This is a genomic window from Idiomarina aquatica (assembly GCF_004362895.1).
Lineage (GTDB): Bacteria > Pseudomonadota > Gammaproteobacteria > Enterobacterales > Alteromonadaceae > Idiomarina.
This window is the reverse complement of the sequence record NZ_SNXI01000026.1, coordinates 1-21898: the sequence shown is the minus strand read 5'-3', so window position 1 is coordinate 21898 and position 21898 is coordinate 1. Positions and strand designations below refer to the sequence as shown.

Annotated in this window: 22 protein-coding genes and 1 pseudogene; 14 read left to right on the top strand and 9 right to left on the bottom strand. The window is 46.3% G+C overall.

Annotated elements, in window-relative coordinates:
* The first annotated feature begins 1 nt into the window (after nt 1).
* The 11 genes from DEU29_RS12885 to DEU29_RS14210 all read left to right on the top strand — a co-directional run bounded on the left by DEU29_RS12885 (nt 2) and on the right by DEU29_RS14210 (nt 10323).
* Nucleotides 2–1528 carry an efflux RND transporter periplasmic adaptor subunit gene (locus DEU29_RS12885; protein ID WP_133540737.1) on the top strand — a complete coding sequence of 509 codons (1527 nt, stop codon included), beginning with the start codon at nt 2–4 and terminating at the stop codon, nt 1526–1528.
* Nucleotides 1521–4646, top strand: a complete 3126-nt coding sequence (locus tag DEU29_RS12880) for an efflux RND transporter permease subunit (RefSeq protein ID WP_133540736.1) — start codon at nt 1521–1523, stop codon at nt 4644–4646. The genes DEU29_RS12885 and DEU29_RS12880 overlap by 8 nt, the downstream gene beginning before the upstream one ends.
* Nucleotides 4647–4745: 99 nt before the next feature.
* Nucleotides 4746–5123 (top strand): hypothetical protein, encoded by a 378-nt coding sequence (locus tag DEU29_RS12875; protein ID WP_133540735.1) that lies wholly within the window; start codon nt 4746–4748, stop codon nt 5121–5123.
* 93 nt (nt 5124–5216) lie between these two features.
* Complete coding sequence (locus tag DEU29_RS12870; RefSeq protein WP_034818190.1) at nt 5217–5555, top strand: P-II family nitrogen regulator; 339 nt, start codon at nt 5217–5219, stop codon at nt 5553–5555.
* 57 nt (nt 5556–5612) lie between these two features.
* Entirely contained in the window at nt 5613–5984 is a 372-nt protein-coding gene (locus DEU29_RS12865) for a cation transporter (RefSeq protein ID WP_133540734.1), read from the top strand.
* Between the two features lie 27 nt (nt 5985–6011).
* The gene (locus DEU29_RS12860) at nt 6012–6470 is read left to right on the top strand and encodes a hypothetical protein (RefSeq protein ID WP_006956218.1); all 459 of its coding nucleotides are present in this window, start codon (nt 6012–6014) and stop codon (nt 6468–6470) included.
* A gap of 79 nt (nt 6471–6549) precedes the next feature.
* Nucleotides 6550–8811: a heavy metal translocating P-type ATPase gene (locus tag DEU29_RS12855; protein ID WP_133540733.1), complete on the top strand. Its 2262-nt coding sequence runs from the start codon at nt 6550–6552 to the stop codon at nt 8809–8811.
* Nucleotides 8812–8848: 37 nt separating this feature from the next.
* Nucleotides 8849–9202, top strand: a complete 354-nt coding sequence (locus DEU29_RS12850) for a cupredoxin domain-containing protein (protein ID WP_034818182.1) — start codon at nt 8849–8851, stop codon at nt 9200–9202.
* Between the two features lie 214 nt (nt 9203–9416).
* Nucleotides 9417–9857 (top strand): hypothetical protein, encoded by a 441-nt coding sequence (locus DEU29_RS12845; RefSeq protein WP_034818226.1) that lies wholly within the window; start codon nt 9417–9419, stop codon nt 9855–9857.
* A gap of 34 nt (nt 9858–9891) precedes the next feature.
* A complete protein-coding gene (locus tag DEU29_RS14170) occupies nt 9892–10137 on the top strand; it encodes a DUF5676 family membrane protein (protein WP_050750003.1) in 246 nt (81 codons plus the stop codon).
* A gap of 45 nt (nt 10138–10182) precedes the next feature.
* Nucleotides 10183–10323: a cupredoxin domain-containing protein gene (locus DEU29_RS14210; protein ID WP_153849795.1), complete on the top strand. Its 141-nt coding sequence runs from the start codon at nt 10183–10185 to the stop codon at nt 10321–10323.
* A 142-nt stretch (nt 10324–10465) separates the two neighbouring features.
* Here DEU29_RS14210 and merA read toward each other — a convergent pair whose 3' ends face one another.
* The 3 genes from merA to merT are packed head-to-tail and all read right to left on the bottom strand — an operon-like array spanning nt 10466 to nt 12588.
* The gene (gene merA, locus DEU29_RS12830; protein WP_034818177.1) at nt 10466–11869 is read right to left on the bottom strand and encodes a mercury(II) reductase; all 1404 of its coding nucleotides are present in this window, start codon (nt 11867–11869) and stop codon (nt 10466–10468) included.
* Nucleotides 11870–11924: 55 nt separating this feature from the next.
* Nucleotides 11925–12224 carry a mercury resistance system periplasmic binding protein MerP gene (merP, locus tag DEU29_RS12825; RefSeq protein WP_034818174.1) on the bottom strand — a complete coding sequence of 100 codons (300 nt, stop codon included), beginning with the start codon at nt 12222–12224 and terminating at the stop codon, nt 11925–11927.
* Nucleotides 12225–12237: 13 nt separating this feature from the next.
* The gene (gene merT / locus DEU29_RS12820; protein ID WP_011234881.1) at nt 12238–12588 is read right to left on the bottom strand and encodes a mercuric ion transporter MerT; all 351 of its coding nucleotides are present in this window, start codon (nt 12586–12588) and stop codon (nt 12238–12240) included.
* Nucleotides 12589–12662: 74 nt separating this feature from the next.
* On the opposite strand from merT, the gene merR reads away from it, so the two are divergent.
* Nucleotides 12663–13106, top strand: a complete 444-nt coding sequence (gene merR / locus DEU29_RS12815) for an Hg(II)-responsive transcriptional regulator (protein ID WP_011234880.1) — start codon at nt 12663–12665, stop codon at nt 13104–13106.
* 51 nt (nt 13107–13157) lie between these two features.
* Here merR and DEU29_RS12810 read toward each other — a convergent pair whose 3' ends face one another.
* The 5 genes from DEU29_RS12810 to DEU29_RS12790 form a co-directional block, all read right to left on the bottom strand.
* Nucleotides 13158–13493 (bottom strand): YnfA family protein, encoded by a 336-nt coding sequence (locus DEU29_RS12810; RefSeq protein WP_011234879.1) that lies wholly within the window; start codon nt 13491–13493, stop codon nt 13158–13160.
* A gap of 2 nt (nt 13494–13495) precedes the next feature.
* On the bottom strand, nt 13496–14383 hold the full coding sequence (locus DEU29_RS12805; protein WP_133540732.1) for a cation diffusion facilitator family transporter: 888 nt from the start codon (nt 14381–14383) through the stop codon (nt 13496–13498).
* Nucleotides 14384–14445: 62 nt separating this feature from the next.
* Complete coding sequence (locus DEU29_RS12800; protein ID WP_011234877.1) at nt 14446–17643, bottom strand: efflux RND transporter permease subunit; 3198 nt, start codon at nt 17641–17643, stop codon at nt 14446–14448.
* 11 nt (nt 17644–17654) lie between these two features.
* Nucleotides 17655–18800, bottom strand: coding sequence for an efflux RND transporter periplasmic adaptor subunit (locus tag DEU29_RS12795; protein ID WP_011234876.1), 1146 nt, complete (start codon nt 18798–18800; stop codon nt 17655–17657).
* Between the two features lie 3 nt (nt 18801–18803).
* Nucleotides 18804–20054 carry a TolC family protein gene (locus tag DEU29_RS12790; RefSeq protein WP_133540731.1) on the bottom strand — a complete coding sequence of 417 codons (1251 nt, stop codon included), beginning with the start codon at nt 20052–20054 and terminating at the stop codon, nt 18804–18806.
* 211 nt (nt 20055–20265) lie between these two features.
* Here DEU29_RS12790 and DEU29_RS12785 point away from each other — a divergent pair, with 211 nt between their 5' ends.
* On the top strand, nt 20266–20451 hold the full coding sequence (locus DEU29_RS12785) for a hypothetical protein (RefSeq protein WP_133540730.1): 186 nt from the start codon (nt 20266–20268) through the stop codon (nt 20449–20451).
* Between the two features lie 394 nt (nt 20452–20845).
* Here the strand turns inward: DEU29_RS12785 and cadR are convergent, their stop codons facing one another.
* Nucleotides 20846–21265, bottom strand: a complete 420-nt coding sequence (gene cadR, locus DEU29_RS12780) for a Cd(II)/Pb(II)-responsive transcriptional regulator (protein ID WP_074668950.1) — start codon at nt 21263–21265, stop codon at nt 20846–20848.
* Nucleotides 21266–21359: 94 nt separating this feature from the next.
* Here cadR and DEU29_RS12775 point away from each other — a divergent pair.
* A pseudogene (locus DEU29_RS12775) lies at nt 21360–21898 on the top strand (cation transporter); the annotation flags it as partial.

Below are 21898 nucleotides of genomic sequence, written 5' to 3'. Positions count from 1 at the left end.
AATGAAAACAGTCACCAAATCTCTTATAAGTTTAGCTGTAGGCTTTGCAGTTGGCGCTGGCGCTATTGGCTATGTAATGCAATCGACTGAAGTGTCTGAGCGTTCATCGGGCAATGCAGAAAAAGAGCCGTTATATTGGGTGGCTCCGATGGATCCCAATTATCGTCGAGACAAACCAGGAAAGTCTCCAATGGGGATGGACCTTATTCCTTACTATGGTGATGATGCAGAAGAGAGTTCACCTGGTACGGTGAGAATTGATCCCGACGTTATTAATAACCTTGGGGTTACAACTGCAACGGTCACCGTTTCGAGACTCAACCTGGATATCGAAACGGTCGGTTATGTTCAGTTTGATGAGAACCGAGTGCTGACAGTAAGTCCCCGTGTTGAAGGCTGGATTGAGAAGCTTTTCGTAAAAGCGGTTGGTAACTCGGTTAAAGCCGGCGAGCCTTTATACAGTATTTACTCTCCTGAAATGGTTAATGCGCAAGAGGAGCTTGTATTGGCCTCGCAAAGAGGTAATCAGGTGCTAATTGATGCCGCTGAAGAACGCTTAAGAGCTCTGCAAGTCTCTGAATCTGAGATTAAGAAGTTAAAAAAAACTCGTAAAATTCAGAAAACAATCACGGTAAAAGCAAAGCAGTCCGGGGTATTGGATAGACTGACTGTGCGTGAAGGTGCGTTTGTAACGCCGAGTATGAATTTAATGACCATTGCTCAACTGGCTAAAATTTGGGTTATTGCAGAAGTCTTTGAGCGGCAATTGAACCAGGTTGAGGTAGGCAATGACGTTCAAATGAACCTTGAGTATGCTCCAGGTAAAGAGTGGCAAGGAAAGGTTGATTATGTCTATCCGTCACTTAACCCTAAAACTCGGACGGGACAAGTTCGAATTCACTTCGACAACCCAGATGGTTTTTTAAAACCGGGCATGTTTGCGAATCTTAACATTAAGGCTGGTTTAGGCGACAAAAACTTAATCATCCCTAAAGAAGCGCTTATCCGAATGGGTGGTTCGAACCGAGTTGTACTGGCACTGGGTGATGGGAAATTTAAATCAGTTAATGTTGACGTTGGGCGGTTAGGGAGCTCGCGAGTTGAAATTTTATCGGGTCTTATGGCAGGTGATGACATCGTTACTTCAGCTCAGTTTTTGATTGATTCTGAGTCCAGTAAATCCTCTGACTTTAAGCGCATGCAACATGACACTGATGCTGATAACGAGAGCCATGGCAGTATGTCAAGTGACGCAGCAGCTCAAGCTGTCTGGGTTGAAGCAACCGTTAAAAATGTTATGCCTCAGCACTCGATGGTTACGCTGGAGCACGGTGAGATTTCTGAATGGGACTGGCCTGCAATGACGATGGACTTCGATGTTGCTTCGGATGTTGAACTTTCTCAGCTTAGCACGGGGTTATCCTTGCATGCGGAAATAACGCAAGTCGGGAAGCAACAGTACCAGCTCACATCGATTCATATTCCTGAGCAAAAACAAGTGACAGAGCAGGAGCATAACCATGATTAAGTCAGTCATTCGATGGTCAGTGAGTAACCGTTTTTTCGTTCTTCTGGCGACATTAATCCTCGTGGGTGTTGGTGCTTTTGCGGTTAAGAATACGCCCGTAGACGCACTGCCGGACTTGTCGGATGTCCAGGTGATCATTAAAACCAGCTATCCGGGTCAAGCGCCGCAGGTGGTAGAAGATCAAGTAACCTATCCATTAACAACCGCTATGCTGTCTGTCCCCGGCGCTAAAACCGTCCGTGGATATTCGTTTTTCGGCGACTCCTATGTGTATGTCATTTTTGACGAAGATACAGACGCTTACTGGGCGCGTTCGCGAGTACTGGAATATTTGTCTCAGGTTGCTCCGACACTGCCTTCTAATGCAAGACCGCAATTAGGCCCTGATGCAACAGGGGTTGGTTGGGTGTATTTGTATGCCTTGGTTGATCGTACGGGTAACCACAATTTGAGTGAGTTACGCAGTATGCAGGATTGGTTTTTAAAGTATGAACTGCAAACGGTCGAGGGGGTTTCGGAAGTTGCCGCCCTCGGCGGGATGGTAAAGCAGTACCAGGTGAAAGTGGATCCGGAGAAGCTGCGCGCATTCGATATTCCTCTTGCTCACATACAAAATGCTATCCAGCGAGGTAATCAGGAAGTGGGGGCGTCGGTGGTTGAAATGGCGGAAGCTGAGTATATGGTCCGGGCCTCAGGCTATATTGATGGTGTGTCAGACTTAGAGAGTATCCCGCTTGGCGTTGATGAAAATGGCACGCCATTATTGCTTAAAGACGTTGCTGATGTGGGTGTGGGCCCCCAAATGAGACGCGGTATCGCCGAACTCAACGGTGAGGGAGAAGCCGTGGGTGGTATTGTGGTAATGCGTTTCGGAGAAAATGCCCAAAAAACGATTGATGGCGTTAAACAAAAGTTGGATGAGTTAAAGTCGGGGCTACCGGAAGGTGTCGATATAGTCACTGTCTATGATCGTTCGGGGCTTATCTCGGATGCCGTGGAAAGTCTCTGGAAAAGTTTAATAGAAGAACTCGCTATTGTCGCGTTTATCTGTGTGATATTTCTCTTCCATGTCCGCTCCTCGCTGGTTGCCGTTATCAGCTTGCCTTTGGGTATTTTAACCGCGTTTATTGTCATGTATTGGCAAGGAATTAACGCGAATATTATGTCACTTGGAGGGATCGCAATCGCTATTGGCGCTATGCTCGATGGTGCCATCGTCATGATTGAAAATATGCATAAGCATATGGAAAAAACGCCACTGACAGCAGAGAACCGCTGGCGGGTGGTTGCCGCCTCTGCTTCAGAGGTGGGCCCTGCTCTTTTCTTTAGCTTGCTCATTATTACCGTCAGCTTTATGCCGGTATTTACCTTAGAAGCCCAGGAAGGGCGGATGTTTTCTCCGCTTGCTTTCACGAAAACTTACGCAATGGCAGCCAGTGCAGCCTTAGCGGTTACCGTTATTCCTGTGTTGATGGGATATTTTATCAGAGGAAAGGTAACACCTGAGGGGAAAAACCCGCTTAACCGGTTATTGATCGCCGGGTATAAACCGCTTTTAAAAGGCATTTTGAAATACCCCAAGACAGCAGTTGTCGGAGCGCTTGTTATCCTGGCCGTTGGTGTCTGGCCGATTGACAAAATTGGTAGTGAATTTATTCCAGATTTGGATGAGGGCGATTTGATGTATATGCCCACTACCTATCCCGGATTATCAATTGGTAAAGCAAGGGAGCTGTTGCAGCAAACCGACAAGCTCATAAAAACAGTACCAGAAGTGAAGACGGTTTTTGGCAAAATTGGCCGAGCGGATACCGCCACTGACCCGGCACCCCTAACGATGATTGAAACCTTTATTCAACTGAAACCGAAAGATCAGTGGCGAGACGGGATGACCACTGAGAAGTTGAAAAAAGAACTGGATGCGCTTGTAAAGTTTCCGGGGCTGACCAATGCGTGGGTATACCCCATTAAAACTCGCATTGATATGTTATCAACAGGTATAAAAACGCCGGTAGGTATAAAAGTTGCCGGAGCCGATCTTAATGAAATTCAGAAGATAGGCCAGCAGCTTGAAACGATACTTGATGATGTCGATGGTACGGCTTCTGTTTATTCAGAGCGAGTGGCTGGTGGACGCTATGTCAAAGTCGACATAAAAAGAGAGCAGGCTGCACGTTATGGCTTGAACATTGAGGATGTTCAGCAGGTTGTTGCCACGGCTATTGGCGGAATGAATGTTTCAGAGACCATTGAAGGACTCGAACGTTACCCGATAAACTTGCGCTACCCTCAAGATTACCGTGATTCGCCGGAAGAATTAAAGCAGTTACCTTTAGTTACGCCCAATGGGCAGCGTATTAGTTTGGCGGATGTAGCTGATGTTTACGTTGAACTCGGACCGCCGGCAATTAAAAGCGAAAACGCAAGACTTAATGGCTGGACCTTTGTCGATATTGAAGGCGTTGATGTCGGCACTTATGTTGAAAAAGCAATGACGGTTGTAGAACAAGAACTCGAGTTGCCAGCAGGGTATTCAGTTACTTGGTCCGGGCAGTACGAATACATGGAAAGAGCCAAGGAAAAGCTAACTTACGTTATTCCGTTAACACTCGCGATTATTATCGTTCTTTTGTACATGAATTTTCGAAATGCTACGGAAATCGCTATCATATTGGGAACCTTACCCCTTGCGTTGGTCGGTTCAATTTGGCTGATGTATCTTTTAGATTATAACTTCTCAGTTGCTGTAGCGGTTGGCTTTATAGCACTAGCGGGGGTTACCGTAGAAATAGGGATATTAATGCTGACTTATCTTAATCAGTCCTATAACGAATACGAACAACGCCAACTAGAGCAAGGTAAAGCTTTGACTAAAGACGGTGTTTCTCGCGCTGTAATGGAAGGGGCTGGGCTTCGTGTTCGTCCTGTCATGATGACGGCTGTTTCTACAATTGCAGGTCTACTGCCTATTATGTTCAGCACAGGAACTGGTGCTGAAGTGGTTAGCCGAATAGCCGCCCCGATGGTTGGAGGAATGATCAGTGCGGTTATTCTAACCTTGCTCGTGTTACCCGCTGTTTACTACTTGTGGCGTGGGCAAAAGGTTAAGCGTGTATAAGACCAATTATTTTAGTTAAGAGACGCACATCATTGATCTTGATCAATGATGTGCGCTAACAAGTATGCTAGGTTAAAATTCGGGATTGGGGACACACATATGGCTCAAACAAAATTTTTAGTTGTGCTTATGCTAGGAATAGTAATTCAACTATCCTTCCCAGCTGCTCCTGTCCATAATACTGCCTCCAGCGCAGAGCACGTAATCAACGTTAATCAGGCAGATGTTGCAAACGAGAGAAAAAGCAACATTCATTGTGATGACGACGAACAACCTGCCAGTAAAACGTGCTGTTATTGTTTAACTGACTCTGCTGATACATGTTTAATGGATGCGGGGTGCAACTCTGCAAGCTCACCTTTAGTATTAATTCCGTTCAATTTGCCAATAAAGTCAATTGGTTACTTGCAGCATCCTCTTTCATATGAAGGGAATGTTAAGCAAATGTCTTTTGATATTTTTTATCCTCCGAAATAGCTCCTGCTGAATTTCAATTAAAACTTTTTTCGAAATTTAATCATGCTAGATAGAGCTCTTAAGTTAAGTGACTTAAGGCTTGTAGGAGAATATATGAACCTATCTAAAATCACCGCTATTTTTGATCAACTTCGGCAAGACGCAGTGGAGGAGACTCTGGTTGGGTGTGGCGTTAGCGGCTTTACATTGTTTCCTGTTCGAGGTCGAGGCTATTACTTCGATAGTTATAACGATGATCACTTAGTTGAGCACGTACAGCTCGAAGTTTATGTGAACAGTGATGACGCGCGTGACGTTGCGTTTTTGGTAGTTGAAGCGGCCCATACCGGGGTATCTAACGAGGGCTTAGTCTGTATCTCGCCAATAGATGAATTGCTTTGGGTTCACGACAAACGAGCAGCGACTGATAAAGAACTCTCGTTACAACGTTAATATCGCGGCAACGTCGACTGAAGCATATTGGTAGTTTTAATAAATAGGACAGTACTGATGTCAACTAACGATCATAGAGCCGGAGTGCGGGAAATTAACTTAGTCAATCGCACGTTAAAGCTAAACACTGAGAGTGTGAAAAAAGTTCGCGAAGCGATTAACGAAATCGATCGCTTGGTTGGTCTTGATAGCGTTGCCTACGACTCTGACCAGAACTTGTTATCGGTCGCTTATGATGCCTCTAAAGTCGATCTGACTATGATAGAGGAAAAGCTCGGAATATTTGGTGTTGAAATAAATAGTGGCTGGTGGACTCACTTGAAAGAGGAATACTACAAATTTATTGATCAAAATATTAAAGATAATGCAGAGCATACACCGTGGAGTTGCCACAGAAGCCCGCCACGTAGCAAAAGCAAACGAAAGTAACAATTAATTATAGGTAAGGAGTAAAAAATGCAAATAGAAACAATCAAAGATGTACTGAGTTGGACCGTTGATTTCCACAAAAACCTGAAGGAGTGTGTGACTCACTGCTCTAAACAAAACCAAGATGAACGAGCTCGGATGATTCTAAGCTACGTGTCGGGTCATGAAGCTAGCTTAGAGCGAATGGTTGAAGGTTTTTTGAATACAGCCAACCTAAATGCATTAGACACTTGGTGTTATGACTATATTGGGAAACATCCCATCGTTGAGCATGGGCACTGCGATTCGCCTTTTAAAGAGTTAGATACCGATCACATTATGGAGAAGGTTGTAAACCATCATGAGCAAGTCATAGAACTGTATGAACACCTATATTCCCGTGTTGATATAGATAGCGCAAAAGAGCTGCTAGAAACGGTAAAGAACGTTGAAGAAAATGAAATTAAACGAATGGTGCAAACTGCGAATCGATTTTCGGATATGTAGTGAGTGACGGTTTTATCGTTGGTACTTTGCGGGAAATAGCTGTTGCTTGGCTCGTTTCCCGTCAATAAGGAGCACTGGTATGGGTGTAAAAACTGAGGATGTTCGTAGTCGTTCCATTGAGGAACTCATTATCGAGGGAGCCGGTTGCGCGAGTTGTGTTGGCAAAATCGAAAATGCATTAAAGTCTGTATCCGGCGTGGAAAATGCTGAGATGAACTTTGCCCAGCGAACGGTCAGTGTGACTGGAACAGCAAATCCGAGCGCTTTAGTGAAAGCAGTAGAGAGGGCGGGGTATAGCGCTAAAGTAGCCACGTCCGAAAGTGACGGTGATGCGTTGGCAGAAAAAGAGCAAGCCGACTGGGCTTATTACAAGCGGCTGATGCGGGAGATGACCGTTGCGCTGTCGTTAGGTGTACCTCTCATGATTTATAGCCTTTTTGTTGGTGAAATGACGGTGACCACTGCCACAGAGCGTGTGACATGGTTAGTCGTAGGTATTCTAACGTTAGGTGTACTTTACTTTTCGGGCAAACACTTCTTCGTCGGTGCCTGGCAATCTTTGAAAAATCATTCCGCTAATATGGATACGCTGATCGCACTTGGTACTGGTACCGCCTGGTTGTATTCCATGGTGGTTGTATTGGTTCCGCACCTGGTTCCGGAAATGGCGCGTCACGTATACTTTGAAGCGACCGCAATGATTATCGGTTTGATCAATTTGGGGCTGGCACTTGAACTGAAAGCTCGTGGGCGCACGTCCGAAGCCATAAAACGTCTCATTGGTTTGCAGGCGAAAACCGCAAGGGTGATTCGTGACGATAAACAATTGGATATCGCTATCGAAGACTTACTCGAGGAGGACGTAGTACGTGTTCGTCCCGGAGAAAAAATCCCTGTTGATGGAAAAGTTATAGAGGGAAGTACCACCGTTGATGAATCTATGCTAACGGGTGAACCCATGCCCGTGGAAAAATCAGTTGGTGATGACGTTGTGGCGGGCACGATAAATAAAAGTGGTTCCTTTTTGTTTCAAGCGACAAGAGTCGGAAAAGATACAGCACTTGCTCAAATTATTAACATGGTGAAACGGGCGCAAAACTCTAAGCCCCCAATCGGTCGTCTTGCCGATATTATTTCAGCTTACTTTGTGCCAGTCGTTATGATTATCGCTGTTATCAGTGCTCTAGCTTGGCTTAACTTTGGGCCTGAGCCGGCACTGGCCTTTGCTGTGGTATCAGCGACCACTGTCTTGATTATTGCTTGCCCTTGCGCATTAGGCCTGGCGACGCCTATGTCGGTAATGGTGGGTGTAGGAAAAGCCGCAGAGGCAGGTGTGCTGATTCGCAATGGCGAAGCATTGCAAACAGCGTCGAAAGTATCGGCTATGATCCTGGATAAAACGGGCACCATTACACTTGGTTCTCCTAAAGTCACCGACGTATTAGTAGCGAGTGAGTACGATGAGCAAACCGTACTGCAACTTGCAGCGACACTTGAGTCTGGCTCTGAACATCCGCTAGCACAGGCGATAGTTGAGTCAGCCAGGGAAAGAGGGATTAAGACAAGTAAGGTCTCGAACTTCAACGCCATCGCTGGTCATGGCGTGGAGGCAGAAGTTGACGGGAAGTCCCTCCTTTTCGGTAATGAAAAGCTGTTGCGTGAACGTCAAGTTGAGCTCGGTAACTTTGTTGAAAAGGCCCAAGGCTTAGCTGCTGAAGCTAAGACGCCTATGTACTTTGCCGTTGATAATGAGTTAGCTGCAATTATTGCAGTTGCCGACCCGATAAAAGACGACTCCGTAGCCGCCATTAAACGTTTGCAAGATAACGGTGTGCGAGTAGTGATGCTTACTGGTGATAATCGCGCGACAGCAGAAGCAGTTGCTGAAAAAGTAGGAATTAAAGAATTTTTCGCTGAAGTTCTGCCGGAAGAAAAATCAAAAAAGGTTCAGGAGCTGCAGATGGAAGGCGAAATCGTTGGCATGACGGGAGATGGTATTAATGATGCGCCAGCACTAGCTATTGCCAATGTAGGCTTCGCGATTGGCACGGGAACGGACGTCGCTATTGAAAGTGCTGATATTACATTGATGCGCGGGTCGTTGCACGGGCTTGCCGATGCGGTCGCGGTGAGCAAGGCCACACTGAGCAACATTAAACAAAACTTATTTGGTGCTTTTATTTACAACGTAGCAGGTATTCCTTTTGCCGCAGGCGTTCTGTATCCATTTTTTGGAATGCTGTTGAGTCCGGTTATTGCAGGTGCAGCAATGGCTTTTTCTTCGCTTACGGTAGTGAGCAACGCTAACCGGTTACGCTTTTTCAAAGCCAAGAAACATTAATGCACCTTTTAACATTGGCGCATTCAGGAGAATAAATATGTTATTTATTAATATTGCTGGTATCGCTCTGATCGCACTGATCGTCTGGTGGTTTTGGCTTTACACGCCCAAGCAGATGAAGCTGGGAGAAGGTGATTGGGTGATTGCCGTCGAAAACGGCACCTACTCGCCTTCGAGAATAAACGTACCTGAAGGTAAGCCGGTTGAACTCAGGTTTCTGCGGAAGGATCAATCGCCTTGCTCTGAAACTCTGCTTATCCCTGACCTGGAAATCAGTGAAACGTTGCCTTTTAACAAATTAAAGCCAATTCAAATACCAGCACTGGAACCCGGAGAGTATGACTTTCATTGCCAGATGCAAATGTATCGGGGAAAGCTAGTTGTCGGTTAAATGGCTTAAAACGTCCAGGTCACAATATGAGCTTTAAAAGTTTCCCGTTAGATTCGATGAAATTCAATTTCATCGAAGGCATTGAAGGATTCGGCAATAAATATCGCCGTTATATGAGGTCTACGTCAGCGTGGGCTCCAAGATTTAACGATAGTGAAACAAAGTAAAATTAATGAGACCAATACAATTTGGTCATAGTCAAGAGGGTAATAAAATGAAAAAAGTACTTTCAGCTTTAACTATCACAGCTTTAATGGCCTCTCCTGTCTTTGCTGATGCACAGCATAAACATGGTGATGATAAAACAGGTTCAATGAGTGGAATGATGCATCATGAAAAAATGACATCAATGAATGAGCACATGCAAGAAATGCGCGAAGCTATGGAAAAAATAAAAAGCGAATCCGATCCCAAGAAACGTAAAAAACTAATGGAAGAACACATGAAGTCAATGCAGAAGGGAATGCAAATGATGAACCATGGGATGGATAAAGGCATGAACAAAGGAGAACATAAAAAGGGAGACAAAGCAGAGCAAATGGGCAAAGAGAATATGATGAATAAAATGAAAATGATGGAGCATAGAATGGATATGATGCAAATGATGATGGAGCAGATGATGGAACATCAGAGTGAAGAAAAAAAGGAAATGTAGTAGAGATTAAGCTCTCCGTTGGAAATGCCGCTACTTGCAGTGTGCAAGTAGCGGTACTTTCGCAGTTTTATGGGGAGTTTGTAGCTTGCTAGTGCTTATTATGCCCTCTAGCATGATGGCTTTAACAGAAGGCATGGTTCACGGAAAACTCTCTGGTTTCGAGTGGCATTTGAGTTTTAGTGGATTTGTTACGGGATTATTCGGGTGGTCCTTGGGAGCTATGATTACTGGCTGGCTAATTGTAACGTTATATAATAAACAAATGAAAACGGCTAAATGAGATTGTTGTCAAACTGGAAGCCTTTAAATCTGTTGCTCTGAAACTTTGCTTATTCCTGATCTGGGGATCAGCGATACTTTACCGACCAATAAGTTAAAGTTGATCGAATTGCCAGTATTAAAGACCGGAGAATACGATTTTCATTGTCAGATGCAAAGGTATCTAGGAAAACTTATTGTCAAATAAGTGAGACAAATAAGAGCTAATATGAATGAAAAAAAAGTGCTTATAACAACTATTATCACTCCTGAACTAGCTTAACCTATCACCAACCAGCAGCTAAACCCGAAATATTGGTAACTGTCCAGTGAAGTTAAGCTAGGTTATCTCACCCAGCGCAGCAAGATAATTGGCTAACATCTTTAGTAAACGTTTGAGCGCATAATTTTAAGCCTTCTACCATCGTAAGGTATGGGAAGAGCTCATCAGCCAACTCATTGACTGTCATTCCTGCTCTTATCGCCATTACAGCAGCTTGAATCAACTCACCAGCTTCTCCTGCGACGACTTGAACACCGAGCAGCCGGCCGCTGCCACTTTCTGCGACAATTTTTATAAACCCTTGGGTATCGAAGTTAACCAATGCCCGTGGGACATTTTCAAGGCCCAACGTGCGGCTTTCGGTGACGTAACCACCAGTTTTAGCATCAGCTTCTGATAAACCCACCGTGGCGACTTGTGGATCAGTAAAGATAACCTCGGGCATGGCACTGAGATCAAGATGCGCATCACCGCCCGTCATGTTAATAGCGGCTCGGCTGCCGCCTGCGGCGGCGACATAGACAAACTTCGGCTGATTCGTACAGTCGCCTGCCGCATATACTCTTGAGTTAGAGGTTTGCATGCGATCGTTAATCGTTATGGCACCGCGCTCGGTTTGTACGGCGATGGTTTCTAAATCGAGGTTTTCCGTATTGGGCGTGCGGCCTGTGGCCACGAGCAGTTGTTCTGCTTTTAATGTTCCGGCATTGGTTTTGAGAATGAAGTGTTGTCCGTCGTAACGCACTTCGCTGGCTTCTGTATGCTCAAGCACATTGATGCCTTCGTGATAAAAAACAGTGGCTATTGCCTCACCAATGGCAGGCTCGTCTTGGGATAACACCCGACTGCGAGCCAAAACAGTAACTTCACTACCGAGACGCGCGAAGGCCTGTGCTAATTCAAGAGCAACGACCGAGGCTCCAATAATAGCGAGGCGCTTAGGAATGTTACTTAGCCCTAATGCGCTTGTCGAAGTAAGGTAAGGGGTTTCAGCTAAGCCGGGGATGGGTGGTTGTGCGGGTCGGGCCCCGGTGCCGATAAAAGCACGGTCAAAGTGAACCGTTTGCTCACCGCCATCGCAAAGTGATACGGAAAGAGTTTCATCGTTTATAAAGCGGGCTTCGCCGTTAATAACGGTAATGGCGGAATTCTCTCTAAGAATACTCTGGTATTTGGATTCACGGAGTTCTTCTACCCGAGCCTGTTGTTGCTCGAGGAGAGCTGATCGATTTACCTTAAGAGTATGGGTACTTAAGCCTTTATCAAAAGGGCTTTCTCGCCGCAGTTGGGCGATATGAGCCGCTCGGATCATGATTTTAGACGGGACACAGCCAATATTGACACAAGTTCCGCCAATAGTACCTCTCTCAATGAGCGTCACTCGGGCACCTCCCTCGGTCGCTTTGAGTGCCGCAGCCATCGCACTGCCGCCGCTACCAATGACAGCAATGTGTAAATTGTTATTACTCATAACGGTTACTCCTTGGTCTTTCAGTTTTACAGCAGCTATAAGGCATTGTGATGTTTCATGACTGATTTTTTGGTGCCGTTGCTTTCAGTGTTGATGGGTATCCTGCATTTGTCGTTGCTTCAGTGAGCTGCTTAACTGACGTTTTTTCGTCGTCGAATGTCACGGTTGCATCCCGCTCTTCAAAACGGACATCGACGGCGCTCACACCTGCAACTTGGCCAAGTGCAGCTTTGACAGTAATTGGGCAGGTGACGCATGTCATACCGGGTACTGATAGCGTAACCGTTTTCTCAACCGCCAATGCGGGCATGCTAAACAGTAAAAATAAAATGGTTGTTATCATTGTTTTTTTCATCGTGTATTGCCTCCTAGTAAAACAAAGGAACAACATAGGGGTAAGCCAATGCTGTTAAAGTAAGCACCGCAACGAGCCAAAACATCACTTTGTAGCTCTTACGAGCATTTGGCGTTGCGCAGGTGTTATCAGGGTTGCAGTCATCAGCACGCCGGTATATTCGACGCCAGGCAAAGAATATGGCAATCAATGCAATGGTAATAAAAATGGGTCGATAAGGCTCAAGTGCTGTGAGGCTCCCAATCCAGGCCCCGGATACACCGAGTGCAAGTAATATGAGGGGACCCAGACAACACGCAGATGCCAGAGTCGCTGCGATCCCTCCCGCGAGAAGAGAGCCCCGACCAGATTTTGAATTTGACATAAGAGTAACTCCTTCGGGCATTTTGCTTTAATGTGTTAATCTTAAACCCGTACCTCACTACGGAAGCAATAGCTATGTTAAAAAAACGCAACGTAATGACAATTGGCACGCTGGCCAAAACAGCCGGCGTGGGCGTGGAAACGGTGCGCTATTATCAGCGCCGAGGGCTAATGAGCGAGCCGGAAAAGCCGTATGGGGGGATCCGACATTACGACGAACAAGCGCTTGCTCGGCTTCATTTTATTCGCGCGTCTCAATGGCTTGGATTTAGTCTGGATGAAATTGGTGAGCTATTAACTCTGCAAGATGGCGCTCATTGCGATGAGGCACGGGAGCTTGGGGAGCAAAAGCTCACCAGTGTTCGTCGAAAGATATCGCACTTACAGCAAATTGAACGAGCGTTGAATGAGCTGGTGCAAAAATGCAGCGCCGGACACGGAGATGTCTATTGTCCACTGATGGCCTCGCTTAATGACGGGGTTGAGGACGCTACCACGGACAAACATAAGGTGCGTTAGTCTGTGTAGTAAAACTTTTGAGCGGAGTTCTTTAACTGAATTGCTTTATAGCTAACGCCAGCCATACACAAGAATCCCCATACCGGTTAGCACAAACGCCGTGCCAATCAGGTCGAAATTGGATAGTGGCGATTTATCGACAATTCGCAGCCAGACTATGGCAGTTAACACGTAAATACCACCATAAGCTGCGTAGACCCGCCCGCTTTCCGCCGGATGAAGTGTTAACAAGTAAGCAAATAAGGCTAAGCTCACTGCCGCCGGAATGAGCAACCAAACCGAATGGCCCTCTTTGAGCCATAGGTAGGGTAAATAGCATCCGACAATTTCAGCAATTGCGGTGGCAATAAATAAGCCCAATGTTTTCATTAAAAATAATGCACTCATTATCAGTTGTCCCTACAGGCTTCATCAGGATCTTCTAGTTCTACCGTTGTATGGCTTAAAGCATAGGGCGCAAGGACGTCATCGATGCGCTGTTTTAAATCGCTACGGGCCTCGATATCAAGGTTTTTAGATAACACCAAATGAACGGTTAATACATGCTCCTCGCCATCTAGTGACCAAAAATGCAGATGGTGTAGGTCAGCAACATGAGGTAGCTCCAGCAAAGTGTCAGCGACTTGTCTGTAGGTTTCTTTGTCCGGAGTTGCTTGTATGAAGAGTTTCAGCGTTGCCCACAGGTTGCGCAGCACATTCACTAAAATAAATAGAGTAAAACCAATCGACAGTAGCGGATCGAGAATTGGACAATCCACAAACAGCAAAACAATACCAACGATAAGTACAGCGACCCAGCCGAGAACATCCTCCAGCAAGTGCCAGTTAATAACGCGTTCGTTTAACGTTTTGCCCTCTGACAATTTGTAAGCAGCAAATCCATTAACTGTAATGCCAACGACGGCTAAAGCAATCATGCCATCAGCGACGGGCATCTGAGGGTTCCAGAGTCTGGGAATTGCTTCCACAAGTACCCAGGCAGAGCCTGCGATTAACACAACGGCATTAATAAATGCACCGGCAAGATTCAGTCTTTTATAACCGTAGGTAAAGTGTTGGTTAGCCTGTTTTTTGCCAAGTTTATTTAGTATCCACGCGAGACCTAACGACAGGCTATCGCCAAGATCATGAACGGCATCAGCTAAAATGGCGGTACTGTTGGTAAGAAAACCACCAATGAACTCAATAATGGTAAAAACAAAGTTAAGCAGGAATGCCCAACCTAATCGGTTGGACGGCATGTCCTTTGAGTGATCATGGTTATGGTGATGTCCCATAATACGTTCCTCTTTTAATAAAAGGGGGCGACAATAACCGCCCCCTTAAATGCTATTGAACCCTAACGGCTCAGATCCTTAATTTTTTGTTTCGAAAACCAAGGATAGAGCACGGGTAAGATAACCAATGTCAGCAGAGTAGCTGATACCAAACCACCAACAATGACGGTAGCCAGTGGGCGTTGAATTTCAGCCCCTGCACCGGTTGCAAACAGCATGGGAATGAGTCCTAACGCTGAGGTTATTGCTGTCATTAATACCGGGCGTAGTCGCGACCACGCGCCATCAAACACGGCATCATTAACCGCATGCCCATCGGTTATTCTCTGGTTAATACTCTCGACCAGAACCACACCGTTTAGTACCGCCACACCAAACAGTGTGATGAAACCCACGGCGCTGGGCACCGATAAGTACTGTCCTGACACATAGAGTGCCACAATACCGCCGATGACTGCCAATGGTACATTCACCAAAATCAACATGGCTTGACCCATGGTGCCGAAAGCAAAATAAAGCAGCAGGGCGATGAGTGCCAGCGATATGGGAACGACAATGGACAAGCGCTCCTGTGCTCGTTGTTGACTTTCGAACTGGCCACCAATGTCGACTGAGTAACCGGTTGGTAAATCCACCTTCTCGTCAATCGCCTTCCTAATATCGGCAACCACGCTACCCATGTCACGACCCTGAACGTTCGATTGAATCACAACGCGACGCTGTACGTCATCACGACGGATTTGCGGTGGTCCTGATTCAATTGCGACGTGGGCGACTTCGCCTAAGGTTACCCAGGCCCCTGAGGGAGTTAACAGGCGTAACGAACGAATAGACTCCGGCGTATCGCGGAATTGCTTGGCCAGCCGCACGTAAATATCATAGCGCTCATTACCGCGAATGATCTGGCCTGCCGAAGCGCCACCCAAGCCATTGTCGACAACGCTCAGTACATCGGTGACATTTAAGCCGTAGCGTGAGAGTTGCTGGCGTTTCGGCGAAACCACGAGTTGTGCTTCACCTTTTATTTGCTCCATCGCTACAGCAACCGCCCCGTCAACTTGCTTGACGGCACCTTCTATTTCCTGGCCTTTACGGGCCAACACGTCAAGCTCGGGTCCAAATAGTTTGATGGCTAGCTGCGATTTTACACCTGAGAGCAGTTCATCAACCCGTGTTGCAATAGGTTGTGAAAAATTAAACAACAAGCCTGGGTGAGCATCTAGTTTTGCCTCCATTTTTTCTTGTAAGGCGTAGCGATCGGATGCCGTTGTCCATTCGGATTGCGGCTTAAGGCCCACATATATCTCGATGTTGCTGATAGGCTCTGGATCACCGCCCACTTCAGCTCGTCCAATGCGGCTGAGTGCGTAGGTGGTTTCCGGGAACGACATCAGGATTTTTTCAAGCTTCGGAGCCACCTCTAAGGCCGTTTCAAGGTTAGAGGAGGGGGCTAATGTCACGCGAATATTAATCGTGCCTTCTTCCAATTCGGGCGCAAATTCTGTGCCGAGACGAGGCACTAACACCAAAGCGCCGACAAACAGCACACCGGCCAGGGTAATAACAGCCTTTTTACTGCGTAACGCCACCGATAATAGTCTTTTATAACCATTATCTAGTGGTTTAAGCAGTTTATTTTCACGAGGCTTAATACCCCGACTGAAAAAGTAACTGGCTAATGCCGGTACAACCATGATGGCCACAAAAACCGCGGAGATAATGGCCAACATAATACTGATAGCCATGGGCTCAAATAATTTAGCTTCAACACCCTGAAAACTAAACAGTGGCATAAAGACCACCAAGATAATCATGGCGGCAAAGAATACCGGTCGTGCCACTTCGTTCGCCGCTTCCTTAACTCGCAGCTTGATACCATGGCTATCGAGTTTGGCTGCCTGAGGATCTGGGTCGCGGTGCTCTGTGCGTTGCTCGGCGTCGTCTTGGTGTTCACTATCCGGACGACTTAAGTGCTTAAAGATGTTTTCAACCATCACCACGGAGCCGTCGACCAGCATACCAATGGCAACAGCAATCCCGCCCAGCGACATCAGGTTAGCTGACATGCCCATCGCGGACATTACCATCAGGGCAATGGCGATAGAAACGGGAATGGACAGTAACACTAAAAAAGTAGCGCGTATGTTGAGCAAAAACAGTGCTAATACTGCGATAATAAAGACAAAGGCAATGAGCAGTGAATACGCGACCGTAGATACGGCTTTTTGTATTAAATCGGCCTGATCATAATACGGCTCAAAGGTGACACCCTCGGGTAATGCTTGCTGAATAAGCGGAATGCGCTTTTTAATACCGTCGATAGTGGCTTTGGTATTCGAGCCCATGCGTTTGAGCACAATACCCGATACCACTTCGCCCAGCTGGTTGACCTCGCCGTCGACTTTACGCGACATTGAGACCGCCCCCTGGCGAATTTCACTACCGATTTCGACGTCGGCAACCTGGCCCAGTGTTACGGAAACGCCGTCAACGGTTTTGAGCGGTATTTGTCGTATTTGTTGCAGGCCTTTTTTACCGCTATCCAACCAACCGGTGCCGCGAATAACCAACTGCTCCTGACCGCGGGGCATATACCAACCACCAACGTTACCGTTATTCTTGTTGACCGCGCCCATTACGTCTTGCTGGGTAAGGTCGTAAGACAACAGCTTAGCGGGATTGAGGTTAACCTGATATTGCTTAACTTCGCCGCCAAAGGACAAGACTTCGGTAATTCCCTCAACGGGCATTAGTAGCAGTTTAACCACATAGTCGTTTAGACTGCGTAACTCCATACTGCTGACACCGGAGCCCGGTTCGGCAAGTAGCAGATACTGATAAACCTGGCCTAGGCCGGAGGAGTTAGGACCCATTTCGGGTGTACCTACGCCTTCGGGTATCAACTCCTTTGCCGCCTGCAGTCGTTCAAACACCAGTTGCCGGGCAAAGTAGATATCGACACTCTCGTCAAACACCACTGTAATGCCCGATAAACCTGTTTTTGAGATTGACCGAACCTCTTTGACGTCGGGCAGAGCATACATCACCGACTCTATCGGATAGGTAATCAGCTGCTCGACTTCGGTCGCTGCTAACCCGGGGGCCTCCGTATTTACCGTTACCTGAACGTTGGTAACATCGGGGAAGGCATCCAGATTAAGTTTGGGAATAACAAAAAATGACGCAATGCTGATGCTGAATAAAGCCAATACCAATAACAGGCGATTAGCGACAGCAAACTGAATAATGCGCTGAAACATACAACCTCCTGTTAGTGGTTATGTGGGTCAAAACCGCCTTTAGCGATTTGAGAGCGAACGAAAAACGCGCCGTTATCGACGTACTCTGTGCCTTCCTTAACGCCTCGAATGACTTTCCACGGACCTTTTTCATCAACCAATTCGACTTTCTTCGGTTCAAACTTTCCGGGTTCGTGCTCAATGAATATCTGCCAGTCACCATCAGATGCCCGCATTAAGGCTGAGTCCTTAACTGCAAGCACCGGTCCATCCGACTTGACTGAGAAATAAACATCCGCAAATAAACCAGGGTGTAATTGGTCCTTTTCGTTATTTACCGCAAGTCGTACCGTTCGGGTGCGGGTTTTATGGTCTATTGTGTGGCCTTCCTGAATGACTTTTGCCGCAAAGCGCTGATTGTCGACACTCACTGTAACAGGATCACCAAACTGCACATTAAGGTCAGCTGAGCCCGGTAGCCGAGCATTCACCCACAAGGTTTCTTCTTGCAGAACTTCAACCAAGTGGTTACCGGCATTGACTGGCTGACCCTGCTTGAAGTTATCGCTAACCACAATCCCGCCAATTTCTGAGGTCAGTTGGTATTCGCCGATAGGGTAGTCAGGTTTACTTAAACGCTTAATATCACTGGCTGACATACCAAATGCTTTGAGTTGCGCTTGCGCTGAGGTAAAGGCGTTTTTCGCTTCAACAAAGCGTTTTTCACCAACCGTTGACTCACCGAGTGACTGCACGCGTTGCCATTCGTTAAGTGTGACCAAATACTGACTTTGCGCCTCCGCCATGGTGGCGCTGAAGAGGGTGGCTAGTGGTTCACCTTTTTCGACGTGGTCGCCAATACTGACAAAACGTTTGAGAACGGTCGAATCGATGCGCGGACTCACGATATAGCTATTAAAGTCGTTAGCAACCACCTCGCCCGGAGCATAAACCGGGTATTCAATAACTTGAGTTTGCAAGGTTCGCGTGGTGATATCCGCCATGGACAGCTGCTTGCTGGATAGCTCCACGCCTGCACTTTCCTTATGTTCACCTTGCTCGTGTTTGCCTTTTTCCTTGTGGGTATCTTCTTTTTCGTCGTGTCCGTGTTCATCCTGCGCCATAACCGAAAAGCTCAGCGCAAGTGCTATTGCTGCGTATAAAGGTTTTACTGACATCGTTTACTCTCCAATCTCTGCGTTTGTTGGCTGGCTTAACGGCGATAACGTCAGCGCTTTACTGAGTTCGCCCGAACGGTACAACCATTCAATGGCGGCCAACCGATATTGTGTTTGCAGCGCTATCCCTGCAAATTGGCTATCGAGCTGCTGTTGCACAGCGGTGAGGTAGTCTGTGGTGGATAGGTCACCGGCGAGCCAGGACTGCTCAATCACCTGCATCGACTCATCCTGCCGAGATTGAAAGTCTTTTTGCCAGCTTTGCCACTGTTTTTTCACAAAACGATAATTGTTAAGAGATGATTTCAGTGCTGCTTGCCATTGTTGCCTTAGTGCAATCAAACGTTTTTCTTCAGCAACAGCTTCGCTATTGGCTGCGCGTACCGCATCGCTGTAGTTATTGCGAATCTGTAGTGGAATGCTGAATGATAAGCCAACTACTGTTTCGTTATCGCTCTCGCCCGCTTCGACGCCTATGGTTGGGTTGGCGGTGGTTAACGAGCGTTTCCAGTCGACATCGGCGCGCTTTAATTGCCATTGCAGGTAAGCGGCTTTTAACGCTGGATGTTGTTGCCAACGAGTCGTTAACGCAGGTTCAACGTTAAATAGCTCCTCATTAATGGAGAGTTGACCGACATCAGACGTTGTTAGCAGAGCGTTTAACTCTGCTTCAGCGGATTGCAGTTGTTGATAAGCCGCTGCCGTTTGTTGCAGTTGCCGACTTAGTGCGAGTACCGTCAGTTGTTCGTCGACGGCACCTAAGTCACCGGCTTTACGTCGTTCGGCAACCAGGCTTATCGCCTGTTTAACGATTTTCTCTTGCTGCTTGGCCAGTGCGTAACGCTGTTTTGCATCCAGCCATTGCACATAGGCATTCAACAGAGTTTTAGCATGCGATGTCGCCGACTGGCGATAAATACTCACTGCCATAGCCGTCATGGCGTCACTCTGACTGGCTCGTGCTTCATTGCGAGTGCTCCAGTCCAGCGTTTGGCTTAGGCCAACAGTGTAATTATTGATGTCACCCTCGCGCTCTAAGCGTGACGATAAGCTAGGGTTGTACAAAGGCTGATTTAATTGCTTGCCCTGTTGGATCAGCGCTTCAGCCTGCTGTTGAGCGGCTTCAACACTGGGGTGTTGCTGCACAGTTTGTTGCCATTGCTCGGGCAACTGTTGTGCATTGGCGTAGCTTGAACTTATTGCCAGACTTACGGCAATAAACAAGCGTTTGCTATGTGTCGAAAACGGACCCATAGATAGACTCCTCAGTCATATTACTGCGTAAAATAATGATTTTTTTGCGCTGCTATAGCAGCTTATTAGACAGTTATGAGGAGATGGGAGGCCGGAACAGTGGTGATGACAGTGGATTAGTGTAGAACTGGGTGTACCCAGGGCGCATTGTTCCCATTCGTGGTAACGCGAGAGTTTTTTCAGTCTTCATGGCATATAAATGAAATGAGCCATGGCAGTGACAGCAGTGATGGCAGTCAAAGCTGATTTCTCCACTTTTAGGGAGATTACGCTTATCGATGTGGGATTCGTCATGCTCAAAATTGAGGTGTTGCTCAGAAGAGGACTGGTGAGATTGATGCACATCAGCAACCGCCTGACTGATTTGAGTCAGAACAGCAACAAGCACCAGTATTAAAAATCCGAGTCTAAGCATCATTATCTTACAGTTCTAAATAAGCAGCTTAACGGTACATTAATTAAAAATAGTTCTCAACTAGTGAACTAGTGGCGATTCATAGTGCATTCAATGTTCCAAATATAAAGTAGATATCAATATAATAGATCCCTTATAAGCTGGCTAAATGTAATTACTAACCAAGTGAGCGTATTCCAACTTTTGAGTGAAGGGGAAACGCAAATCAGGCATATCACTAAAAGCGAAAGTCCGCACAAGGCACTAAGCATTAGACTCTTTATATTTATGTTACCGAAATTGGAGTGGCTGTTCTGCTTCCCCATCAGTAGCCTAACGAAGCTCCGCTGGACAACCTTAAAAAATTGTGTAAGTACGTTGTGTAACCTCCGGAAATTTAGACGTCTCGGTTACAACTAACAGATTCTATTTCATCAATTTTATTAAGAATTGTACACGCAATAACTTTGCTTTGGCCAGTACAACTTGTTCTAATTGAAGTGAGTTGCTTCTCAAGATCTTGCAAAGAAGTAATTTGAGAGCGTATGTGCATTATGTGTTCATCAATCAGGGTATTAACGGCTGAGCAAGGTTGATGTGGATTGTCTTGATAATCTTGTAATCTGCGGGTTTCAGATAATGAAAGGCCTATAGCTCTGCAGCTACATACAAACTTAAGTCTTTTGTAATGTTTTTCAGTGTATACTCGATATCCGTTATAACTACGAGCTGGTAAAGGTAACAAACCCTTTTTTTCATAGAACCTTATTGTCTGGGTTTGAATTCCTAATAAGTCTGCTAGTTGACCAATACGCATAAGAAAATTTCCTATCTAGTTAAGTAATTTCTTGACCTTATAGTAACTTTATAGTTTTTAATTGTGAAACTATATATTTAAGGTAAGTAATACGATGGCTAGTTCCTTTGATACGGTTCGAACAAATGGCGACTCAAAAAATGCCTACGAAGAGTCAGGTAAACGGCTCATCGTTTACTCTGTAGCAAAAATGGATTGCCCATCAGAAGAACGAATGATTCGCTTGGCACTGAATGGGTTTGAGGAAATTCATTCATTATCCTTCGACTTGTCAAACCGTCGGCTGAAGGTATTACATGATGGTGAGACAGCCTTTATTACTTCTAAATTAGAGACTCTAGGTTTGGGTGCCTCGCTTGAAAGAGACACTGCTGCGGACTCCGAGGCAATCAAAGCTGAGGAGTTTTCGGCAAGTTCGGATAAGCAGGAGTCCCGCACCTTGTGTTGGTTGCTCACCATCAATACTCTTCTGTTCTTGGTGGAAATGACTGCCGGACTGCTTTGGCAGTCTGCTGGTTTGATTGGGGAATCTTTAGATAATTTTGCCGATGCGGCGGTGTACGGGCTTGCCCTTTATGCGGTTGGACATAGCGTGAAAATGCAGGTACGTGCCGCGCATCTTGCTGGTGTACT

Excerpts from the sequence above, each read along its gene's own strand:
- DEU29_RS12850 (WP_034818182.1), top strand. The coding sequence starts at position 8,849 with ATGTTATTTATTAATATTGCTGGTATCGCTCTGATCGCACTGATCGTC.
- merP (WP_034818174.1), bottom strand. The coding sequence starts at position 12,224 with ATGAAAAAAACAATGATAACAACCATTTTATTTTTACTGTTTAGCATG.
- merR (WP_011234880.1), top strand. The coding sequence starts at position 12,663 with ATGTTAAAAAAACGCAACGTAATGACAATTGGCACGCTGGCCAAAACA.
- merA (WP_034818177.1), bottom strand. The coding sequence starts at position 11,869 with ATGAGTAATAACAATTTACACATTGCTGTCATTGGTAGCGGCGGCAGT.
- DEU29_RS12845 (WP_034818226.1), top strand. The coding sequence starts at position 9,417 with ATGAAAAAAGTACTTTCAGCTTTAACTATCACAGCTTTAATGGCCTCT.
- DEU29_RS12805 (WP_133540732.1), bottom strand. The coding sequence starts at position 14,383 with ATGGGACATCACCATAACCATGATCACTCAAAGGACATGCCGTCCAAC.
- DEU29_RS12795 (WP_011234876.1), bottom strand. The coding sequence starts at position 18,800 with ATGTCAGTAAAACCTTTATACGCAGCAATAGCACTTGCGCTGAGCTTT.
- DEU29_RS12865 (WP_133540734.1), top strand. The coding sequence starts at position 5,613 with ATGTCAACTAACGATCATAGAGCCGGAGTGCGGGAAATTAACTTAGTC.
- DEU29_RS12785 (WP_133540730.1), top strand. The coding sequence starts at position 20,266 with ATGGCAGTGACAGCAGTGATGGCAGTCAAAGCTGATTTCTCCACTTTT.
- DEU29_RS12870 (WP_034818190.1), top strand. The coding sequence starts at position 5,217 with ATGAACCTATCTAAAATCACCGCTATTTTTGATCAACTTCGGCAAGAC.
- DEU29_RS12875 (WP_133540735.1), top strand. The coding sequence starts at position 4,746 with ATGGCTCAAACAAAATTTTTAGTTGTGCTTATGCTAGGAATAGTAATT.
- DEU29_RS12855 (WP_133540733.1), top strand. The coding sequence starts at position 6,550 with ATGGGTGTAAAAACTGAGGATGTTCGTAGTCGTTCCATTGAGGAACTC.
- merT (WP_011234881.1), bottom strand. The coding sequence starts at position 12,588 with ATGTCAAATTCAAAATCTGGTCGGGGCTCTCTTCTCGCGGGAGGGATC.
- DEU29_RS12880 (WP_133540736.1), top strand. The coding sequence starts at position 1,521 with ATGATTAAGTCAGTCATTCGATGGTCAGTGAGTAACCGTTTTTTCGTT.
- DEU29_RS12810 (WP_011234879.1), bottom strand. The coding sequence starts at position 13,493 with ATGAGTGCATTATTTTTAATGAAAACATTGGGCTTATTTATTGCCACC.
- DEU29_RS12800 (WP_011234877.1), bottom strand. The coding sequence starts at position 17,643 with ATGTTTCAGCGCATTATTCAGTTTGCTGTCGCTAATCGCCTGTTATTG.
- DEU29_RS12885 (WP_133540737.1), top strand. The coding sequence starts at position 2 with ATGAAAACAGTCACCAAATCTCTTATAAGTTTAGCTGTAGGCTTTGCA.
- DEU29_RS12860 (WP_006956218.1), top strand. The coding sequence starts at position 6,012 with ATGCAAATAGAAACAATCAAAGATGTACTGAGTTGGACCGTTGATTTC.
- cadR (WP_074668950.1), bottom strand. The coding sequence starts at position 21,265 with ATGCGTATTGGTCAACTAGCAGACTTATTAGGAATTCAAACCCAGACA.
- DEU29_RS12790 (WP_133540731.1), bottom strand. The coding sequence starts at position 20,054 with ATGGGTCCGTTTTCGACACATAGCAAACGCTTGTTTATTGCCGTAAGT.